This is a genomic window from Achromobacter sp. NFACC18-2, from assembly GCF_900108985.1.
In the GTDB taxonomy this organism is placed as follows: domain Bacteria; phylum Pseudomonadota; class Gammaproteobacteria; order Burkholderiales; family Burkholderiaceae_B; genus Achromobacter.
Genome location: NZ_FNYM01000013.1, coordinates 134,606 through 150,843, shown reverse-complemented (window position 1 = coordinate 150,843; position 16,238 = coordinate 134,606). Strand labels below are relative to the sequence as shown.

General features: G+C 67.5%; 15 protein-coding genes. 11 read left to right on the top strand and 4 right to left on the bottom strand.

Annotation, left to right across the window (positions count from 1 at the left end):
* Window position 1 precedes the first annotated feature (1 nt).
* The 4 genes from BMW75_RS29520 (at window position 2) to BMW75_RS19890 (ending at window position 3,973) form a co-directional block, all read left to right on the top strand.
* On the top strand, window positions 2–271 hold the full coding sequence (locus BMW75_RS29520) for a PP0621 family protein (RefSeq protein WP_175493229.1): 270 nt from the start codon (window positions 2–4) through the stop codon (window positions 269–271).
* Window positions 272–370: 99 nt separating this feature from the next.
* Complete coding sequence (ampD, locus tag BMW75_RS19900) at window positions 371–949, top strand: 1,6-anhydro-N-acetylmuramyl-L-alanine amidase AmpD (protein WP_092581557.1); 579 nt, start codon at window positions 371–373, stop codon at window positions 947–949.
* 18 nt (window positions 950–967) lie between these two features.
* Window positions 968–1,591: a glutathione S-transferase family protein gene (locus tag BMW75_RS19895; protein WP_076517141.1), complete on the top strand. Its 624-nt coding sequence runs from the start codon at window positions 968–970 to the stop codon at window positions 1,589–1,591.
* A gap of 237 nt (window positions 1,592–1,828) precedes the next feature.
* Entirely contained in the window at window positions 1,829–3,973 is a 2,145-nt protein-coding gene (locus BMW75_RS19890) for a hybrid sensor histidine kinase/response regulator (protein WP_254792074.1), read from the top strand.
* Between the two features lie 9 nt (window positions 3,974–3,982).
* Here the strand turns inward: BMW75_RS19890 and BMW75_RS19885 are convergent, their stop codons facing one another.
* Window positions 3,983–4,804: an IclR family transcriptional regulator gene (locus tag BMW75_RS19885; RefSeq protein WP_092581555.1), complete on the bottom strand. Its 822-nt coding sequence runs from the start codon at window positions 4,802–4,804 to the stop codon at window positions 3,983–3,985.
* A 275-nt stretch (window positions 4,805–5,079) separates the two neighbouring features.
* Between BMW75_RS19885 and BMW75_RS19880 the strand changes: the two genes are divergently transcribed.
* From BMW75_RS19880 to BMW75_RS19855, 6 genes are all read left to right on the top strand, one after another.
* On the top strand, window positions 5,080–6,087 hold the full coding sequence (locus BMW75_RS19880) for a 2-dehydro-3-deoxygalactonokinase (RefSeq protein WP_092581554.1): 1,008 nt from the start codon (window positions 5,080–5,082) through the stop codon (window positions 6,085–6,087).
* An 8-nt stretch (window positions 6,088–6,095) separates the two neighbouring features.
* Window positions 6,096–6,749, top strand: coding sequence for a 2-dehydro-3-deoxy-6-phosphogalactonate aldolase (locus BMW75_RS19875; protein ID WP_076517147.1), 654 nt, complete (start codon window positions 6,096–6,098; stop codon window positions 6,747–6,749).
* A complete protein-coding gene (gene dgoD, locus BMW75_RS19870; RefSeq protein WP_092581553.1) occupies window positions 6,746–7,894 on the top strand; it encodes a galactonate dehydratase in 1,149 nt (382 codons plus the stop codon). The genes BMW75_RS19875 and dgoD overlap by 4 nt, the downstream gene beginning before the upstream one ends.
* A 26-nt stretch (window positions 7,895–7,920) precedes the next feature.
* Window positions 7,921–9,231, top strand: coding sequence for an MFS transporter (locus BMW75_RS19865; protein ID WP_092581552.1), 1,311 nt, complete (start codon window positions 7,921–7,923; stop codon window positions 9,229–9,231).
* 297 nt (window positions 9,232–9,528) lie between these two features.
* A complete protein-coding gene (locus BMW75_RS19860) occupies window positions 9,529–9,852 on the top strand; it encodes a type II toxin-antitoxin system RelE/ParE family toxin (RefSeq protein ID WP_175493228.1) in 324 nt (107 codons plus the stop codon).
* Entirely contained in the window at window positions 9,849–10,157 is a 309-nt protein-coding gene (locus BMW75_RS19855; protein WP_092581550.1) for a helix-turn-helix domain-containing transcriptional regulator, read from the top strand. Before BMW75_RS19860 ends, BMW75_RS19855 begins: the two co-directional genes overlap by 4 nt.
* Before the next feature lie 56 nt (window positions 10,158–10,213).
* Here BMW75_RS19855 and BMW75_RS19850 read toward each other — a convergent pair whose 3' ends face one another.
* Window positions 10,214–13,372 (bottom strand): autotransporter outer membrane beta-barrel domain-containing protein, encoded by a 3,159-nt coding sequence (locus BMW75_RS19850; RefSeq protein ID WP_175493227.1) that lies wholly within the window; start codon window positions 13,370–13,372, stop codon window positions 10,214–10,216.
* A gap of 260 nt (window positions 13,373–13,632) precedes the next feature.
* Here BMW75_RS19850 and BMW75_RS19845 point away from each other — a divergent pair, with 260 nt between their 5' ends.
* On the top strand, window positions 13,633–14,334 hold the full coding sequence (locus BMW75_RS19845) for a PAS domain S-box protein (protein WP_092581548.1): 702 nt from the start codon (window positions 13,633–13,635) through the stop codon (window positions 14,332–14,334).
* 102 nt (window positions 14,335–14,436) lie between these two features.
* Here BMW75_RS19845 and BMW75_RS19840 read toward each other — a convergent pair whose 3' ends face one another.
* Both BMW75_RS19840 and BMW75_RS19835 read right to left on the bottom strand, forming a co-directional pair.
* Window positions 14,437–15,636, bottom strand: coding sequence for an MFS transporter (locus BMW75_RS19840; RefSeq protein ID WP_076517156.1), 1,200 nt, complete (start codon window positions 15,634–15,636; stop codon window positions 14,437–14,439).
* A gap of 154 nt (window positions 15,637–15,790) precedes the next feature.
* On the bottom strand, window positions 15,791–16,126 hold the full coding sequence (locus BMW75_RS19835) for a helix-turn-helix domain-containing protein (RefSeq protein WP_371467421.1): 336 nt from the start codon (window positions 16,124–16,126) through the stop codon (window positions 15,791–15,793).
* Window positions 16,127–16,238: the final 112 nt, after the last annotated feature.

Genomic DNA, 16,238 nt, shown 5'->3' with positions numbered 1-16,238 from the left:
CGTGGGTAAGTTGCTGTTCTGGATCGTACTGATCATCCTGGTCCTGTTCGTCGCCCGCATCGCCGGCCGCATGGCCGCGCAGCGCCAGGCCGGCGCCAAGCCCGGCCAGAAGAAAACGTCGCGCAAGGAGCCGCCGCAGCCCAAGCCCCTGGAATCCATGGTGCGCTGCGCCCATTGCGGCATCCACCTGCCCCGTTCCGAAGCCCTGCTGCAGAACGGCCAGACCTGGTGCAGCGCCGACCACGCCCGCCTGGGTCCGGCCAAACGCTGACCCTGGCCGCCGCGGGCGATGCCCCGCAGGCCCGCCGGATGGAGCATCCCACGCACGCACGGCATAATGCATGTCGGAATCCTCACATGCTCCCTCCCTATGCCTTTGCTCCTGGATCGACATGGCTGGCTGGCGCCGGCTGCGGGCGTTTCCCTTCTGCCCTCTCCGAATTGCGACGCGCGGCCCGCGGACGCGCAGGTTTCGCTTCTGGTCCTGCACAACATCAGCCTGCCGCCCGGCAAGTTCGGCGGCCCTGAAGTCGCGGGCCTGTTCCTGAACACGCTGGATTACCGTTCGCACCCCTGGCTGGAACGCCTGCGCGGGCTGCGCGTATCGGCGCACTTTTTCATCCGCCGCAACGGCCGCATCATTCAGTTCGTCTCCACCGACCGCCGCGCCTGGCATGCCGGCGTGTCGCGTTTTGCGGGGCGCGAGCGCTGCAACGACTTTTCCATCGGCATCGAACTGGAAGGCACGGACACGCTGGCCTACACTGACGACCAGTACGCGGCGCTGCGCAGGCTGACCAGGACGCTGCGCACGCGTTATCCCCTGGCCGCCGTCCGGGGACACGAACACATCGCCCCGGGCCGCAAGACCGACCCCGGGCCGGCTTTCGACTGGACGCGCTTTTTGCGCGACAGCGGCTTTGCGCGACGGCACCTGCCGCCCGCCTGACCCTTACAAGGATTGGCTATGTTGAAGATCTGGGGACGCCTGACTTCCGTCAACGTCCAGAAAGTGATGCTGACCGTGCGCGAGCTGGCCCTGCCGCACGAGTTCGTCCAGGCGGGCGGCCCGTTCGGCGTGGTCGACACGGCCGACTACGCGGCCAAGCTCAACCCCAACCGGCTGGTGCCCGTCATCGACGACGGCGGCTTCGTGCTGTGGGAGTCCAATGCCATCGTGCGCTACCTGGCCGCGCGCTACGGCGAAGGGTCGCTGTGGCCCGAAGACGTCTGCCTGCGCGCCGACGCCGACCGCTGGATGGACTGGCAGGCCACCGAATGGCAGCCGGCCATGGTGCCCGCCTTCAAGGGCCTGATCCGTACGCCCGAAGACAAGCGCGACGCGGCCGCAATCGAGAGCTCCGTCAAAAGCGCGAATGCGCGCGCCCTGATCCTGGATCAGGCGCTGCAGGGCCGCGAGTTCATCGCGGGCCGCCATCTCACCATGGGCGACATCGCGCTCGTCGCGGCTGCGCACCGCTGGCTGGGCATGCCGATCCAGCGGCCCGACACGCCCGCGCTGTCGGCCTGGTATCGCCGCGTCATGATGCGCCCCGCCACGCAAGGCGTACTGACGCTGCCGCTGGGCTAGGCACGCGGCCGGGGCCGCCGCGCGGTCCGTTCCTTCCGTACACGGTCGGGACAAATTGCAACATTCATCGTGCTCGATTCGTGCAATTATTGACAACCTCTGGGGCGCCCTGGTTCATGCCTTGGGCGCCTTTTCATTTCCCGGGCCACGGCCCGGGGAACGATCGCCGCCTTGGCGACGCACCTGGAGGAAATCCGCTTGACTCACGAGCCGCCAGAATCCGCAATCCAAACCGCCTTGGACGAAGAGCAGCGAAAAATCCTGCTTCTCATCGCATCGGGTGCGCCTAGCGGGTCGTGCCTGGAAGCGCTCTCCGATGCCGTCGGCCGCCTTGCGCCGGGCACGCGGGCATGCGTGCTCCTGGCGGGCGCCGACCGCAGCAAAGTGGGCGACGCCTACTCGACCCATCTTCCCGCCTCGTTCGCATGCCCCCTGCGCGGGCTGCCGATAGAGCAAGCCCTGTTTGCCGCCGGCGGCCAGCCCGTGGCGCACGACAACCCCGTGGGTTGCGCCGACATCGAACAATCGCCGATATGGGCCGCGCCCTGGCGCGCCATCTGCCGCGACCACGGCCTGCGCGCCTGCCATGCGCGCCCCGCGCTGACGCCCGATGGCACGCCGGTGGGGTGGTTCTTCGTCTGCCTGACGCAGGCGCGCACGCCCACGCCGTGGGAACAACGCGTCGCGGAATTCGGCGCGCTGGCCACCAGCATCGTCGTCGAGCGCGATCGCGCCGCCGCGGACCTGAAGAACGAAGTGCACGCGCTTGCCAGACTGCAGGCGCTGAGCGCCGAACTCGTCGGCCCGGGCGAGTTCGAGCCCCTGCTCAAGAAGATTCTGGCCGCCGCCGCCGACATTTCCGGGACCGAGAAAGGCAATATCCAGATCTACGATCCCGCGAAGCGCACGCTGCGCATCGCCGTGCATCAGGGCCTGAGCGCGCGCCTGGTCGAGCACTTCGCGGAAGACGGGTGGGTCGCAAGCTGCGCACAAGCGGCCCAGGATCTGCAACGGCTGGTCGTGCCCGACGTGGAACAGTTGACGGATCTGCAGGGCACCCAGGGACTTGAGATCGTCCTTGAAGACGACATCCGGTCGATCCAATGCACGCCGCTCCTGAGCCGCAGCGGCCAGCTCCTGGGCATGCTCAACAACCACTATCGCTGGCCCGGCGGCCCCTCGCCCGAGGCCCTGCGCTACATCGATCTGCTCGCGCGTCAGGCCGCTGAACTGCTGGAGCGCCACCTGGCGGAATCCGAACTGGCGCGCGAGCGGCGGCGCAAGGACGAGTTCCTGGCGGTGCTGGCTCACGAACTTCGCAACCCCCTGGCCGCGTTGCGCAACATGCTGGAAGTCCTGAAACGCGCCGAGCGCGACCCCGCCATGACCGTGCGCGCCCGCGAGGTGATGGACCGCCAGCTCCGGCAGCTCGTGCGGCTGGTCGACGACCTGCTGGATGTGAACCGCATCAATCGCGGCAAGCTCGAGCTTCGGCTCGACGTCCTGACGCTCGACACCGTCCTGCAGCATGCCATCGAGACGTGCCGGCCCGCGCTGGAGCAACACGGCCATCGGCTCCGGCTGGTGCAGCCCGACGCCCAGATCTCCTTGCGCGGCGATGCCGAGCGCCTGTCGCAGGTCTTCGGCAATCTGCTGTCCAACGCGGCCAAGTACACGCCGCCCGGCGGCGACATCGAATTCTTCGTGGAACCGGGCGACGATGCCGTCCAGATCGCCATCAGGGACAACGGCGCGGGCATTCCGCCCGACCAGCTCGACCGGATTTTCGACATGTTCACCCAGGTCGACCGGACGCTGGAGCGCGCCCAGGGCGGCCTGGGCATCGGGCTGATGCTCGTCAAGCGCCTGGTGGAAATGCATGGTGGAACGGTCCACGCGCACAGCGACGGCCTGGGCCAGGGCAGCGAGTTCGTGGTCCGGCTGCCCGTCACCGACATTCAGCAGCGGGCGCCGCAGGCGCAGGCCGCGGACTTCTCGACCGTCGCGCGCAAAGTGCTCGTGGTCGACGACAACCGGGATGCCGTGGAATCCCTGGCCGCCGTGCTCGCCCTGGAAGGCCATGACGTGAACGCCGCATACGACGGCGAAGAGGCCATCGCCGTGGGCGAACAGATACGCCCGCAGGTGATCCTGATGGACATCGGCATGCCCGGCATGGGCGGCCATGAGGCCTGCCGGCGCATCCGGACGCTCGACTGGGGCAAGGACGCGACGATCCTCGCGCTCAGCGGCTGGGGGCAGGAAGAGGACCGCCGGGCCTCATTGGAAGCCGGCTTCGATGCGCATCTGGTAAAGCCGGTCGATATGGATGTCCTGCTGGAGGTGCTGTCCGATACCGGACGCCGCGACGGCAGGCGCTAGCGCCAGGGTTCAGCCGCGCTCCACCTTCCAGCCGAGCTCGGCGGAGATCGCCGCCGCCGCGCCCTGCACCACGGGCACCATCTCTCGCATGCGCTCCAGCGACATGTAGGGCACGGTGCTCGACACGCTGATCGCGGCCACGATGCCGCTGGTCGCATCGCGCACCGGCGCGGCCACGCAGCGGATCGACGGCTCGTTGTCTTCCAGGTCGAACGCATAGCCCTGCGACGCGTAGTCGCGCATGCGGTCACGGAACGCCTCCCATCCCTGCTGTCCGCCGGGCGCGCGCGAGGACACCGGCGCGCCGACGCGATGCAGCGCCTTCCATTGCGGCTCGTCCGCGTCCAGCAACAGCGCCTTGCCCACGCCGGTGGCGGCAAGCGGCATGCGGTGCCCGACCCGCGAGCGCATTTCCAGCCCCTTCTTGCCCGGGATTTTTTCCAGATAGAGGACTTCGTTGCTGTCGCGCACGGCAAGGTGAATCGTGTCGCCCGTCAGTTCCGCCAGACGGTCCAGATACGGGCGGGCCAGCGTCGCCATCGGGAAGGCTTCGCGCGCCTGGAACCCCAGCTCGATCAGCTTGGGGCCCAGCACGTAGCCCACGCCCGGCAAGGCGCGCAGATAGCGCTCTTGCACCAGGCAACTGGCCAGCCGGTGCGTGGTGCTGCGCGCCACGCCGATACGCGCGCAGATCTCTTTCAGGTCGCGCGCGCCGTCGGCCACGGCCTGCACCACGGCCAGGCCGCGCATCAGCGTCTGGGTGCCGGCGGGCGCGGCGGCATCGGGGTCCAGCAGGGACGGCTGCTCGGGAATCTGGGGGGTGACGGTCATGAAGCGATGCGGGTGGAAGTGGGCGGACAGGAATGGCAAGGATACCCGGCCTAAAACTCGGCACGGAGACCCTCACAAATTCCCTGTATATGGGATTTAATTCTATATTTTGAGATTTTTCAAGCACTGATCTAGAATTTTTGCCACCGTTCGCCGCGCGCCCGCGCACGCGCACGGCAGATTTCAGACAACAAGGTCCGCGCATCCCCGCCTCGCGCGCCAACCCGGCGCCGCGACAGCAGCCAGATGCACGGCCAGAGACGAGACAGACTCTGATGATTACCGGATCGCCCGCCCGTGCGGCGCTCATCGCGCTGGACTGGGGCACCTCTTCGCTGCGCGCCTACCGCCTGGACGCCACGGGCCGCACGCTCGATACGCGCCATCTGCCCTGGGGCATCATGCGCCTGCCCCAGCCGCTGCAGGACGGCGCCGCCACCACCGCGTTGTCCGGTTTTGAACTGGCCTTTGAACAGGCCTGCGGCGACTGGCTGCGGGCCGAGCCCGCCTTGCCCGTGATCGCCTGCGGCATGGTCGGCAGCGCCCAGGGCTGGAAGGAAGCTGCCTACCTGGACGTGCCCGTCGACCTGGACCGCATCGGCACGCGCCTGACCGTGGTGGAGCGCCCGGGCGGCACGCCGCTGCACATCGTGCCCGGCCTCATCCAGCGCCACGGCCTGCCCAACGTGATGCGCGGCGAAGAGACCCAGGTCTTCGGCGTGATGTCCGAACAGGCCAGCGCGGACGCGGACAGCGTGCTCATCGGCCTGCCCGGCACCCACTCCAAATGGGTCAACGCGCGGCGCGGCCGCGTCACCCACTTCGACACCTTCATGACCGGCGAGGTCTACGCGGCGCTGCGCGGCCACACCATCCTGGGCCGCACCATGGCGGACGCCGCCAGTCCCGACATGGCGGCCTTCGAACGCGGCCTGAAAGTCGCCGGCGCCCCCGCGGGCCGCGCCGGGGTCATGTCCACCATCTTCAGCACGCGCGCGCTGGGCCTGACCGGCGAACTCGCGCCCGAGTCGCAGGCCGACTACCTGTCGGGCCTGCTGATCGGCCACGAAATCGCGGCCCTGGCCGAGATGCTGCGCCAGCAGGGCGAACTGCCCCGCATCGTGCTCTGCGGCGATCCCGCGCTGTGCCGCCGCTACATCCTGGCCATGCAGCATTACGGCCTGGGCACGCCCGCCCAGGCGCAGAACGCCACCGAACGCGGCCTGTGGCACCTGGCCGTCAGCGCCGGCCTGGTCCGCGCGTCCACCCCGATCTCAGCCTAGGAGCCCCGATGAACCATCCCGGCCTGCAAACCGCCCTGGCCCACTGCGGCCTGATCGCCATCCTGCGCGGCATCACCCCAGCCGAAGCCGAACCCGTCGGCCAGGCCCTGTACGACGCGGGCTTTCGCCTGATCGAAGTCCCCCTGAACTCGCCCGATCCGCTGGACAGCATCCGCGCCATGCGCGCCGCGCTGCCCACCGACTGCCTCATCGGCGCCGGCACCGTCCTCGATCCCAAGGACTGCGCCCGCATCCAGCAGGCCGGCGGCGAGCTCATCGTCATGCCCCACAGCGATCCGGCCGTGATCCGCGAAGCCAAGAAACTGGGCATGGCCTCCTGCCCCGGCGTGGCGACCCCCACCGAAGCCTTCGCGGCGCTGGCCGCCGGCGCCGACGTGCTGAAGATGTTTCCCGCCGAACAGCTTGGCCCGGCCGTGCTCAAGGCCTGGCGCGCCGTGATGCGCCCGCCCATTGCGCTGGTGCCCGTGGGCGGCATCACGCCCGACAACCTTTCCAGTTACGCCCAGGCGGGCGCCAGCGGCTTCGGCCTGGGCTCCGCCTTGTACAAACCCGGCCTGTCGGCCGAAGCAACCGGCCAGAACGCGCGCGCTTTCATCGCGGCCTGGCAACGCGCCTATCCTGCCCAGGAGACACAAGCATGAAGATCACCAAGCTCACCACCTACATCGTGCCGCCCCGGTGGTGCTTTTTGAAGATCGAGACGGACGAAGGCATCGTCGGCTGGGGCGAGCCCGTCGTCGAAGGCCGCGCCCATTCGGTGGCCGCGGCTGTCGAGGAACTGTCCGACTACCTGATCGGCAAGGATCCGCGCAACATCGAAGACCACTGGACGGTCCTGTACCGCGGCGGCTTCTACCGCGGCGGCGCCATCCACATGAGCGCGCTGGCCGGTATCGACCAGGCCCTGTGGGACATCAAGGGTAAGCACCTGGGCGTGCCCGTCTCGCAACTGTTGGGCGGCAATGTGCGCGACCGCATCCGCGTGTACTCGTGGATCGGCGGCGACCGTCCCGCCGACACCGCCGCGGCCGCCAAGAGCGCCGTCGAGCGCGGCTTCACCGCCGTCAAGATGAACGGCACCGAAGAGCTGCAATACATCGACTCGTTCGACAAGGTCGAAAAGTGCCTGGAGAACGTCGCCGCCGTGCGCGACGCCGTCGGCCCGAACGTGGGCATCGGCGTGGACTTCCATGGCCGCGTCCACAAGCCCATGGCCAAGGTGCTGATGAAGGAGCTGGACCCTTTCAAGCTCATGTTCATCGAAGAACCCGTCCTGAGCGAACACTACGAAGCCCTGAAGGAACTGGCCCCGCTCACGTCCACGCCCATCGCGCTGGGCGAGCGCCTCTTCTCGCGCTGGGACTTCAAGCGCGTGCTGTCCGAAGGCTACGTCGACATCATCCAGCCCGACCCGTCGCACGCCGGCGGCATCACCGAAACCCGCAAGATCGCCGCGATGGCCGAAGCCTACGACGTGGCGCTCGCGCTGCACTGCCCGCTCGGCCCCATCGCGCTGGCCACCTGCCTGCAGATCGACGCCGGCTGCTACAACGCCTTCATCCAGGAACAGAGCCTGGGCATTCACTACAACGCCGCCAACGACCTGCTCGACTACGTCAGCAACCGCGAGGTCTTCGCCTATCAGGACGGCATGGTCGCGATCCCGCAGGGGCCGGGCCTGGGCATCGAGGTGAACGAGGAATACGTCAAGGAACGCGCCGCAGTGGGCCATCGCTGGCGCAACCCCATCTGGCGCCACGCCGACGGCAGCTTCGCCGAATGGTAAGCCGATAAAACAGAGAGGAGACGCCATTGTCCACCGCCACCCACGCCGCCCTGCAAAGCGGCCAGCGGCCCACGCGCAGCCGCTATCTCATCATGGTGATGCTGTTCATCACCGTCGTCATCAACTACCTGGACCGCAGCAACCTGTCCATCGCCGCGCCCGCCCTCAAGGACGAGTTCGGCCTGGACACCGTGCATGAAGGCCTGATCCTGTCGGCCTTCGGCTGGACCTACGCCGCCATGCAGATCCCCGGCGGCTGGCTGGTGGACCGCGTGTCCCCCCGCGTGCTGTACGCCGCCGCGCTGATCCTCTGGTCGGCGGCCACCTTCTTCATGGGATTCGCCGGCAGCTTCGTCATCCTGTTCGTCCTGCGCCTGGCCGTGGGCGCGCTGGAAGCCCCGGCCTACCCCATCAACAACCGCGTCGTCACCACCTGGTTCCCGGAGCGCGAACGCGCCACCGCCATCGGCTTCTACACGTCAGGCCAGTTCGTCGGCCTGGCGTTCCTGACCCCGGTGCTGGCGTGGCTGCAGCACCACTACGGCTGGCACATGGTGTTCGTCAGCACGGGCCTCCTGGGCATCGTCTGGGGCGTGCTGTGGTTCATGATCTACCGCGAGCCGCGCCAGTTCAAAGGCGCCAACGCGGCGGAGATCGACCTGATCCAGCAAGGCGGCGGCGTCGTCGATCTGGACACGCGCGTCCGGGAAAAGAAGGCCCCGTTCAACTGGAATGACCTGGGCCTGGTCATGAGCCAGCGCAAGCTGTGGGGCGTGTACCTGGGCCAGTTCTGCCTGACGTCCACGCTGTGGTTCTTCCTGACCTGGTTCCCGACCTACCTGGTCAAGTACCGCGGCATGGACTTCATCAAGTCGGGCTTCCTGGCCTCCGTACCGTTCCTGGCGGCCTTCGTCGGTGTGCTGTGCTCGGGCGTGCTGTCCGACTTCCTCATCCGCCGCGGCGCCACCGTCGGCATGGCGCGCAAGCTGCCCATCATCCTGGGCCTCCTGATCTCCACGTCCATGATCGGCGCGAACTTCACCGATTCCACGCCCTGGGTCATCTTCTTCCTGGCGGTGGCGTTCTTCGGCAACGGGCTCGCATCGATCACCTGGTCGCTCGTGTCGGCGCTGGCGCCGGTGCGCCTCTTGGGCCTGACCGGCGGCGTGTTCAACTTCGTCGGCAACCTGTCGTCGATCTGCACGCCCATCGTGATCGGCCTTTTGGTGTCCAAGGACAACTTCGCTCCGGCGATCGTGTATGTCTCGTCGCTGGCGTTGCTGGGCGCGCTGTCGTACATCCTGCTGGTGGGGAAGGTGGAGCGGATCGAGGCTTGAGGGATCAGCCCGGAGCTTGCGCTTCGGCGTTGATTGAAGGGGCGTCCTGCGGGACGCCCTTTTTCGTTGGTTTCAGTAAGCCCACGGCGCTGCCCAAGCCGGGCACCGACAACATCGCCCCCTCCGGAATGCAAAGGCACTGGCGTGATGAAACGATCACGCCGCCAATTGCGCCGCGTTTCGTTCCCCGGATCATCTGACGCGACACGCTCTACGGGCGTGACGTGACAAACCTACTGAAGCCACAGCCCTTGCTCGGGGGGCTTGACCTGAATTCGTCAATAAACGAATATCCGTATGTACGAAATCGAACATTACCTGGCCCCTGATGGCCGGACGAGTCCCTATCTCGATTGGCTGAGCGGCCTACGAGATAACCGCATCAAGGTCGCCGCCATACGGCGGATTGCAAGGCTAGAACTGGGCAACTTTGGCGACCACCGATTTTGCCGCGACGGCATCTGGGAACTGCGCATCGACGCTGGGCCCGGTTACCGCGTTTACTACACACTGGCCGGACGCCGGGTCGTGCTGCTTCTATGCGGCGGCGACAAGCATAGCCAAGCGACGGACATCGCCAACGCCGTCAGTTACCTGAAAGACTGGGAACAGAGACCATGAAAAGCAGATCCCACGACGAGGCGATGGCCGAGTTGTACCGCAAGGACCCCGCGCTCGCTGCCGACCTTATCAACGACGTTCTTGCAGACGGCGATCAGGCCGAACTGCTGATCGCGCTGCGCCAGCTTGCGCTGGCCTTTGGCGGCGTACCGTCCGTGGCCACACAGGCCAAGTTGAATCCGACGCAACTCTACCGCACGCTGTCCCCAAGCGGAAACCCCGCCCTCAGCAGCCTGACAGCCATCCTGAAAGCGATGGGATTGCGGCTGGCGGTGCAGCCGCTGGCGCAGCGTCATACCCGCTAGAACGCGAGCCTTGAGGACGGCAACGCCCGGCATCGGGCGCGCCGTCGGCACGCGACTCAGAACTGCCAGCGCACGTTCACATTGGCCGAGTGCTCCCGGCTGCCGCTCGCGTACTGGCCGGAATAGCCCAGCCCCAGCGTGGCCGTCCGGGCGATCGCAATTTCCGCTCCCACCTCCACCAGCGCCGCGTCGCGGCCGATGGGCGCGCCCGCAACCGTGAACGGCTGGCCGGCATCGAATGCCAGGACCGACTCGGGCTTCACGTCCCCGAACACGTGGCGCCAGCCCACGGTGCCGAACACCCTGCCCTGGCGGCCGGCGGCATCGAACCCCTGCGCCGCGCGCAGGCCCAGAGTGGCGTGCGTCTGCTGCGTATTCCCGGACTCGCCCGACAGCGCGGCATCGCCGCCGGACTCCGAAAAGCCCCTCGTGCGCAGGTCGCTCCAGGCCAGGCCCGCAAACGGTTCCAGCGTGGTGCGTTCGGCCAGCTTCCAGGCATAGGACAATTCGGTGAAGACCTGCCCGGTGCTGGCGCCGTAGTCGGCCGTCAGCGCCGCCGTCTGGCTGTCGGCATAGCGCCGCGTCGAAATGTCGTGCCAGGTATAGCCCGCACCGGCCAGGAACTGCCAGGCGCCGGGGCCGGCGGCAAAGGACTTGCCGCCATAGACCAGCGCGCTGTAGCTGGACACATCCGCCTGCGAGGACCGCTCGTCGACACGGGCCTTGCTGTCGGTGTAGCCCAACGCGCCGCCGACCCGCCAGCCGGCGCCCACGGAATGATCGGCGCCCACGAACAGCCCGCCCACGTGCTGGCGGATCTGCGCCGCGTTGCCGTCGCCATCGATGGTCTGCCAATTGCCCACGACTTCGGCCCAGGCCGGCAGCGCGCCGGACAGCGGCATTTGCGTGGTCGACACCGGCGCGTCCGAGACCCCCGCGGCCGCCGTGGGGCTGCCTGCCCGCGCACTCGCCTGCAGGTTTGCGCGCAGCTTGGCCAACGGCGTGGCGCGCGTCTGGGCGGCAGATTGAAGCAGCGTATTGGAGACGCTGGCGTGCACTTCGCCCGACAGACTGTCGAAGGCTTCTTCCGTCTGGCCTAGCGGCAGCGTCGCCACGTACTGGCGCAGCGCGCTGTCGGCGCTCATGCTGTCCAGGGCGCCCGCCACGGCGCGCTGGTTGGGCGTGCTGGCGCCGGTGGGAAACGCGCGCGTCTGGAGCAGGCCCAGCGTCACGTCCGTGGCGCCGTAGGAAAGCTGCGGATCCAGGAAGGCATAGTTCGACGCCACGCTGTCGAACCGACCCTCTATCGCATTGGCGCTGAGGATCGTGTAGCGCAGATTGGGCGTGAAATTGCCGTCCGGTCCCACGTGCAGCACCGACCCGGCCAGGCGCGCGATGCCGTTGACCACGACGCGGTCGCTGTCGGCGGACGCCGGCGCGGCTTCGACGCGGTAGGTCGAGCCAGGCGCGAAGGTCAGGTCGCCATTGACCGTCAGCGTGCCGATGGAATTGCCGGGGCTCAGGGTCGAGCCGCTGGCCAGCGTCGTCGAACCCACGGCGCCCGAGCCGGCCAGCACGACGCCCGCGCCCACGCTCACCGGTCCGGCCAATGCGCCATTGACCGTCAGGGAGTTGCCCAACACCGACGTCAGGCCGGTATTGCTGCTGTTGCCGGTCAGGATCACGTCGCCCGACAGGATGGTGACGCGGCCATTGCCTTGAAGGCTTCCGCCATAGGTCAGGGCCGGGCCGACAAAGTTGAACAGCAGTTCGCCATCGCCCGCCCCAAACCGGACCACCGGGGCATTCAGCACGCCGGCGGGCGCCGCGCCGAAGTCCGCGGGTGTGCCGATGACCAACGTGCCCTTGGAACCGGCGGCGTTCGCGACCACGACTTCGCTCGCGTTCAGCGCGCCGCCGAACATCAGCAGCAGGCGGCCTTCGCCGCCATCGCCCACGGTCACCGGGCCGGTGGACGTCCAGTTGGAACCGTCGTCGGTGATCGTCACGTTGCCATAGGAGCCGGCACGCCGGCCCACCGTGCCGTCCAGGCTGGACAGTTGGCTGCCGCCCGTGATGCCGACGCCGCCCCGTGCGCCGTCGGCATCGCCGACCACAAAAATTCCACTGCTGTTCCAGGAAGATCCCGCCCCGCCAAGCGAAACCGTACTGACGCTGCCCGCCCCCACGCCGACGAAGCCTGACGTGCCGCTGAGCGTCGCGCCACCATCGATGAACAGCGTGCCGCTGCCCTCGTTGCCGATCTGCACGGGTCCCGAACTGGTCCACGACGAGCCCGCGCCCGTCAGCATGACGCTCCCGGTCGATCCCGCCTTGTCTCCCGCAACCAGGCCGCCGCTCTGCACCCGCCCGGCGTCGCTGACATCGAACACACCGACGCCGAGGTTCCCCACGCGCACGGGCAACGCCGAGTCCAGCACCGTTCCCACTCCGCTGACCTGAACGGACCCGGTGGAAAGCGCCGCGTCCCCGACACTGATCTCAGTGGCCATGAGAGACGCCTGCGCCAGGACACGCAGGGTACCGCGGGCGCTCGTGCTGGCAGGCCCGAACTCATCGCCGCCCACCAGCAACGTGCCGGCCTGCAACATGGAGCCCGCGTCGGTCACCAGGACATCCCCCCATGCATCCCCGCTGCGGCCTGCGGCCAGAAAGCCCGCCTGGACCACTCCCCCATCCTTGATCGTCAGCGCCCCGGTTCCGTACTCTCCCACGATCAACGTCGACAACGCTTCGAGCCGGTTGCTCGCGCCCGACACGGTGACGGTCCCCATGCTGTCGACGCCTTTGGCGATCGTTCCATTCATCGTGTTCCAGACATTGCTGGAGCCAAGCCCCGTCAATACGGCCGACCCGTTCGAGCCTGCGCCGTTGCCCAACACGAAGCTGCTGGTCGTCAGGCTGCCGGCCGGCTGAAACACCAAAGCGCCGGCCGCGGAGTCGCCCACGAGCAGCGTTCCCGCTTCACGCATGCCATCCAGTTGAACAGTCCCCGCCTCGACACGGGCATCGTCCAGGATGCTGGGCGTGGCTCCGCCCCAATTGGCCGGAACGCCCCAGAAATCGCCGCCTGCGCCGCCGACCCAGGTCAGCGTCGCGGCGGCCGCTGGCGCCCCCAGACCGGCAGCCGCGATGGCGATCGCCGCCGATAGCGGGCGCAGGGGAAAGTCGGAAAACGTGTTGGACAAGCGCATGAGGTTCATTCCTGGCATCCAGTTCGAGGGGCTGCCTGTCGTCAAATCCGCAACCCATGGCGACGGCAGTATATGGATTTGCCGGCATCTGAAGCTGAGCAAAGATGAGCGCAAGTGCTGAGGAAAAATGCGCGCACGGGCGGCTGTTTTCAGCCTCGCCACAGAAAAAAAACCGCTGCGCGCGGCCAAGTGTGTTTAAACTTTCCGCGCCCGAACCAGGTACGGTTCTACCGGTGTCCCGCTACCAACCAGGAAACCTCATGGTCGCTCCGCCCCCTGCCGACTTGATGCCCATGCTGTTGGACGCTGTCTGCGTTGTGAACGAATCCGGCACCTTTCTCAGCGTGACTGGCGCCTGCGAACAGATCTTCGGCTACACGCCGCAAGAGATGGTGGGGCGCCCCATGATGGATCTGATTTACGAACCCGACCGCGCTGCCACCCTGGCCGCCGTCGACCGGTTGATGCGCGGCAAACTGCAATACGACTTCGAGAACCGCTATGTGCGCAAGGACGGGCGTGTCGTGCACATCATGTGGTCGGCGCGCTGGTACCCCGACAAGCAGATCCGCGTTGCCGTGGCGCGGGACGTCACCGAGCGGCGCGCGCAGGCCGACGCGGAAGTCGCCCTGGCATCGACGTGGCAGCTCTGCAATTCGCCGCCGTGCCTGGTGCCGCCCGGCTCGCCCCCCATCCCCCTGTCTCACCAGGACTACACCGTCCTGGCCACGCTGGCCGCGCACGACAAGGGCGCCAGCCGCAAGGCGATCGTGGAGGCGCTGGGCAAGGACTATTGGACCTACGACCGCCGCAGCCTGGACACGCAGATGCGCCGCCTGCGACGGAAGGTGGAGCAGGCCTGCGACCGCAAGCTGCCGGTAGCGACGCTTCGGGGACTGGGGTATCGCTTCTACGACCCGATCGAATGCCGCCAGCGGGGCGATGCGCCGCGAGCGGCCTAAGCTGGAAGACCCGCCGATACGGGAACAAAAACCCCGGCGCAATGGCATTGGGCCGGGGTGGGACACTGCGCGGCCCGAGGACCGGAGAACAAAGATCGGGGATCAGCAGCCCTGCATCGCCAGCCTGCGCCGACGCTGATTCGTGGCACGCTGCACCAGCACCAGCCCCAACCCGGCCGTCGCGATCACCGCACCGGCGATCGGCACCGCCGCATAGCCCATCCCCGCCGAAATCACCGCGCCCCCGGCGGCCGCGCCCACGGCATTGCCCAGGTTGAACGCGCCCACGTTCATTGACGACGCCAGGCCCGGCGCATCGGTCGCGGCGCGCATCACGCCCATTTGCAGGGGCGGCACCACCGCGAATGTCGCGATGCCGAAGATCAGCAGCGAAACCGCCGCGCCAACCGGCGTGGACGCCAGCCACGGAAACGCCAGCAGGTCCACGATGACCAGCACCAGGAAGAAAATCAGCGTGCCATCCAGCGAGCGGTCCGCCATGCGTCCGCCCACGCCGTTGCCCAACGTGAAGCCCAGGCCGATCAGCACCAGCATCCCCGTTACGAAGGCCGGCGACGCGCCGGTGATGTCAGCCAGCGTCGGCGCGATATACGTGTACAGCGTGAACATCGCGCCCGCGCCCAGCACCGTGGTCAATAGCGCCAGCAGCACCGCGGGACTCTTGAGCACCGCCAGTTCGTGACGCACGTTGGGACGGCGGCCCGCCTCGCCGGCCGGCAGCGCCAGCCACAGCGACAGCATCGCGATCAGGCCCAGCACGGCCGTCGCCGCGAACGACATGCGCCACCCAATCACCTGCCCCAGCCACGTCGCGGCCGGCACGCCGCCCACGTTGGCGATGGTCAGCCCCATGAACATCGTCGCCACCGCGCTGGCCTGCTTGTGGCGCGGCACCACGCTGGCGGCCACCAGCGAGCCCAGCCCGAAGAACGCGCCGTGGTTCAGGCTGGTCACAAGGCGCGCCAGCAGCAGCGTCGTGTAGTTGGGCGACAGCGCGGACAGGATATTGCCGATGGTGAAGATCGCCATCAGCAGAATCAGCGCCTTGCGCCGCGACCAGCGCGAAAACGCCAGCGTCATCAGCGGCGCGCCGATCATCACGCCGATGGCGTAGGCGCTAACCAGCATGCCCGCGCTGGGAATGGACACGTTCACGCCATCGGCGATAACGGGCAGCAGGCCCATGGGAGAAAACTCGGTCACGCCGATGCCAAACGCACCGACGGCAAGCGCCAACAACGGCGGGCCGGCCTTCACCGGCTGGGTTTCTTGGGGATTCATGCAAGTTCCTTGGGTTCGACGGCGCCGGCAGGCGGTACCTGGGGCGGGGCCGGCCTGAATCGGCCAGCGCATCGGATAGACAGGGCTGCAGTATGACGGCCCGATCCTTGCAGAAAAAGCCGTCTGGCGGGCAAACACTTTTGACTTCAGGTCATTAATCGGCTTGCCATCCGTCAAGTCGGGCGCGCTTCCTACGCACTTCGACCTCAAGGCCGAGGAGGTCCAACATGTCCAGCACCTTCTGCAACTGCAGAGTGGGTTTACCGCGCTCCAGGTCGACCACAAACCGGTTTCCCGAATTTCCCAAGCCTGCCAGATCCGCTTGCAGCAATCCCTGGGATCGACGCACGGACTTGACCAGCGCGCCCAATTCGATCGACGTGCGCGCAACCGCCGGAACCACATCATGATCACGCGTCGTCGACATGGCATCACCACCAGAGTTACCGATCGGTAATCCTAAGGCGGTTTTGGCGGCTTGCGCGGTCAAGAATTACCGAGCGGTAATTCACAACAGAAAATCAGACACTCGCCGGCCCGACACCTCTTCGACCTTGCCCGCCGGGTATTCAACATAAAGAAAAAAGGGCGTCCTCCCGGAC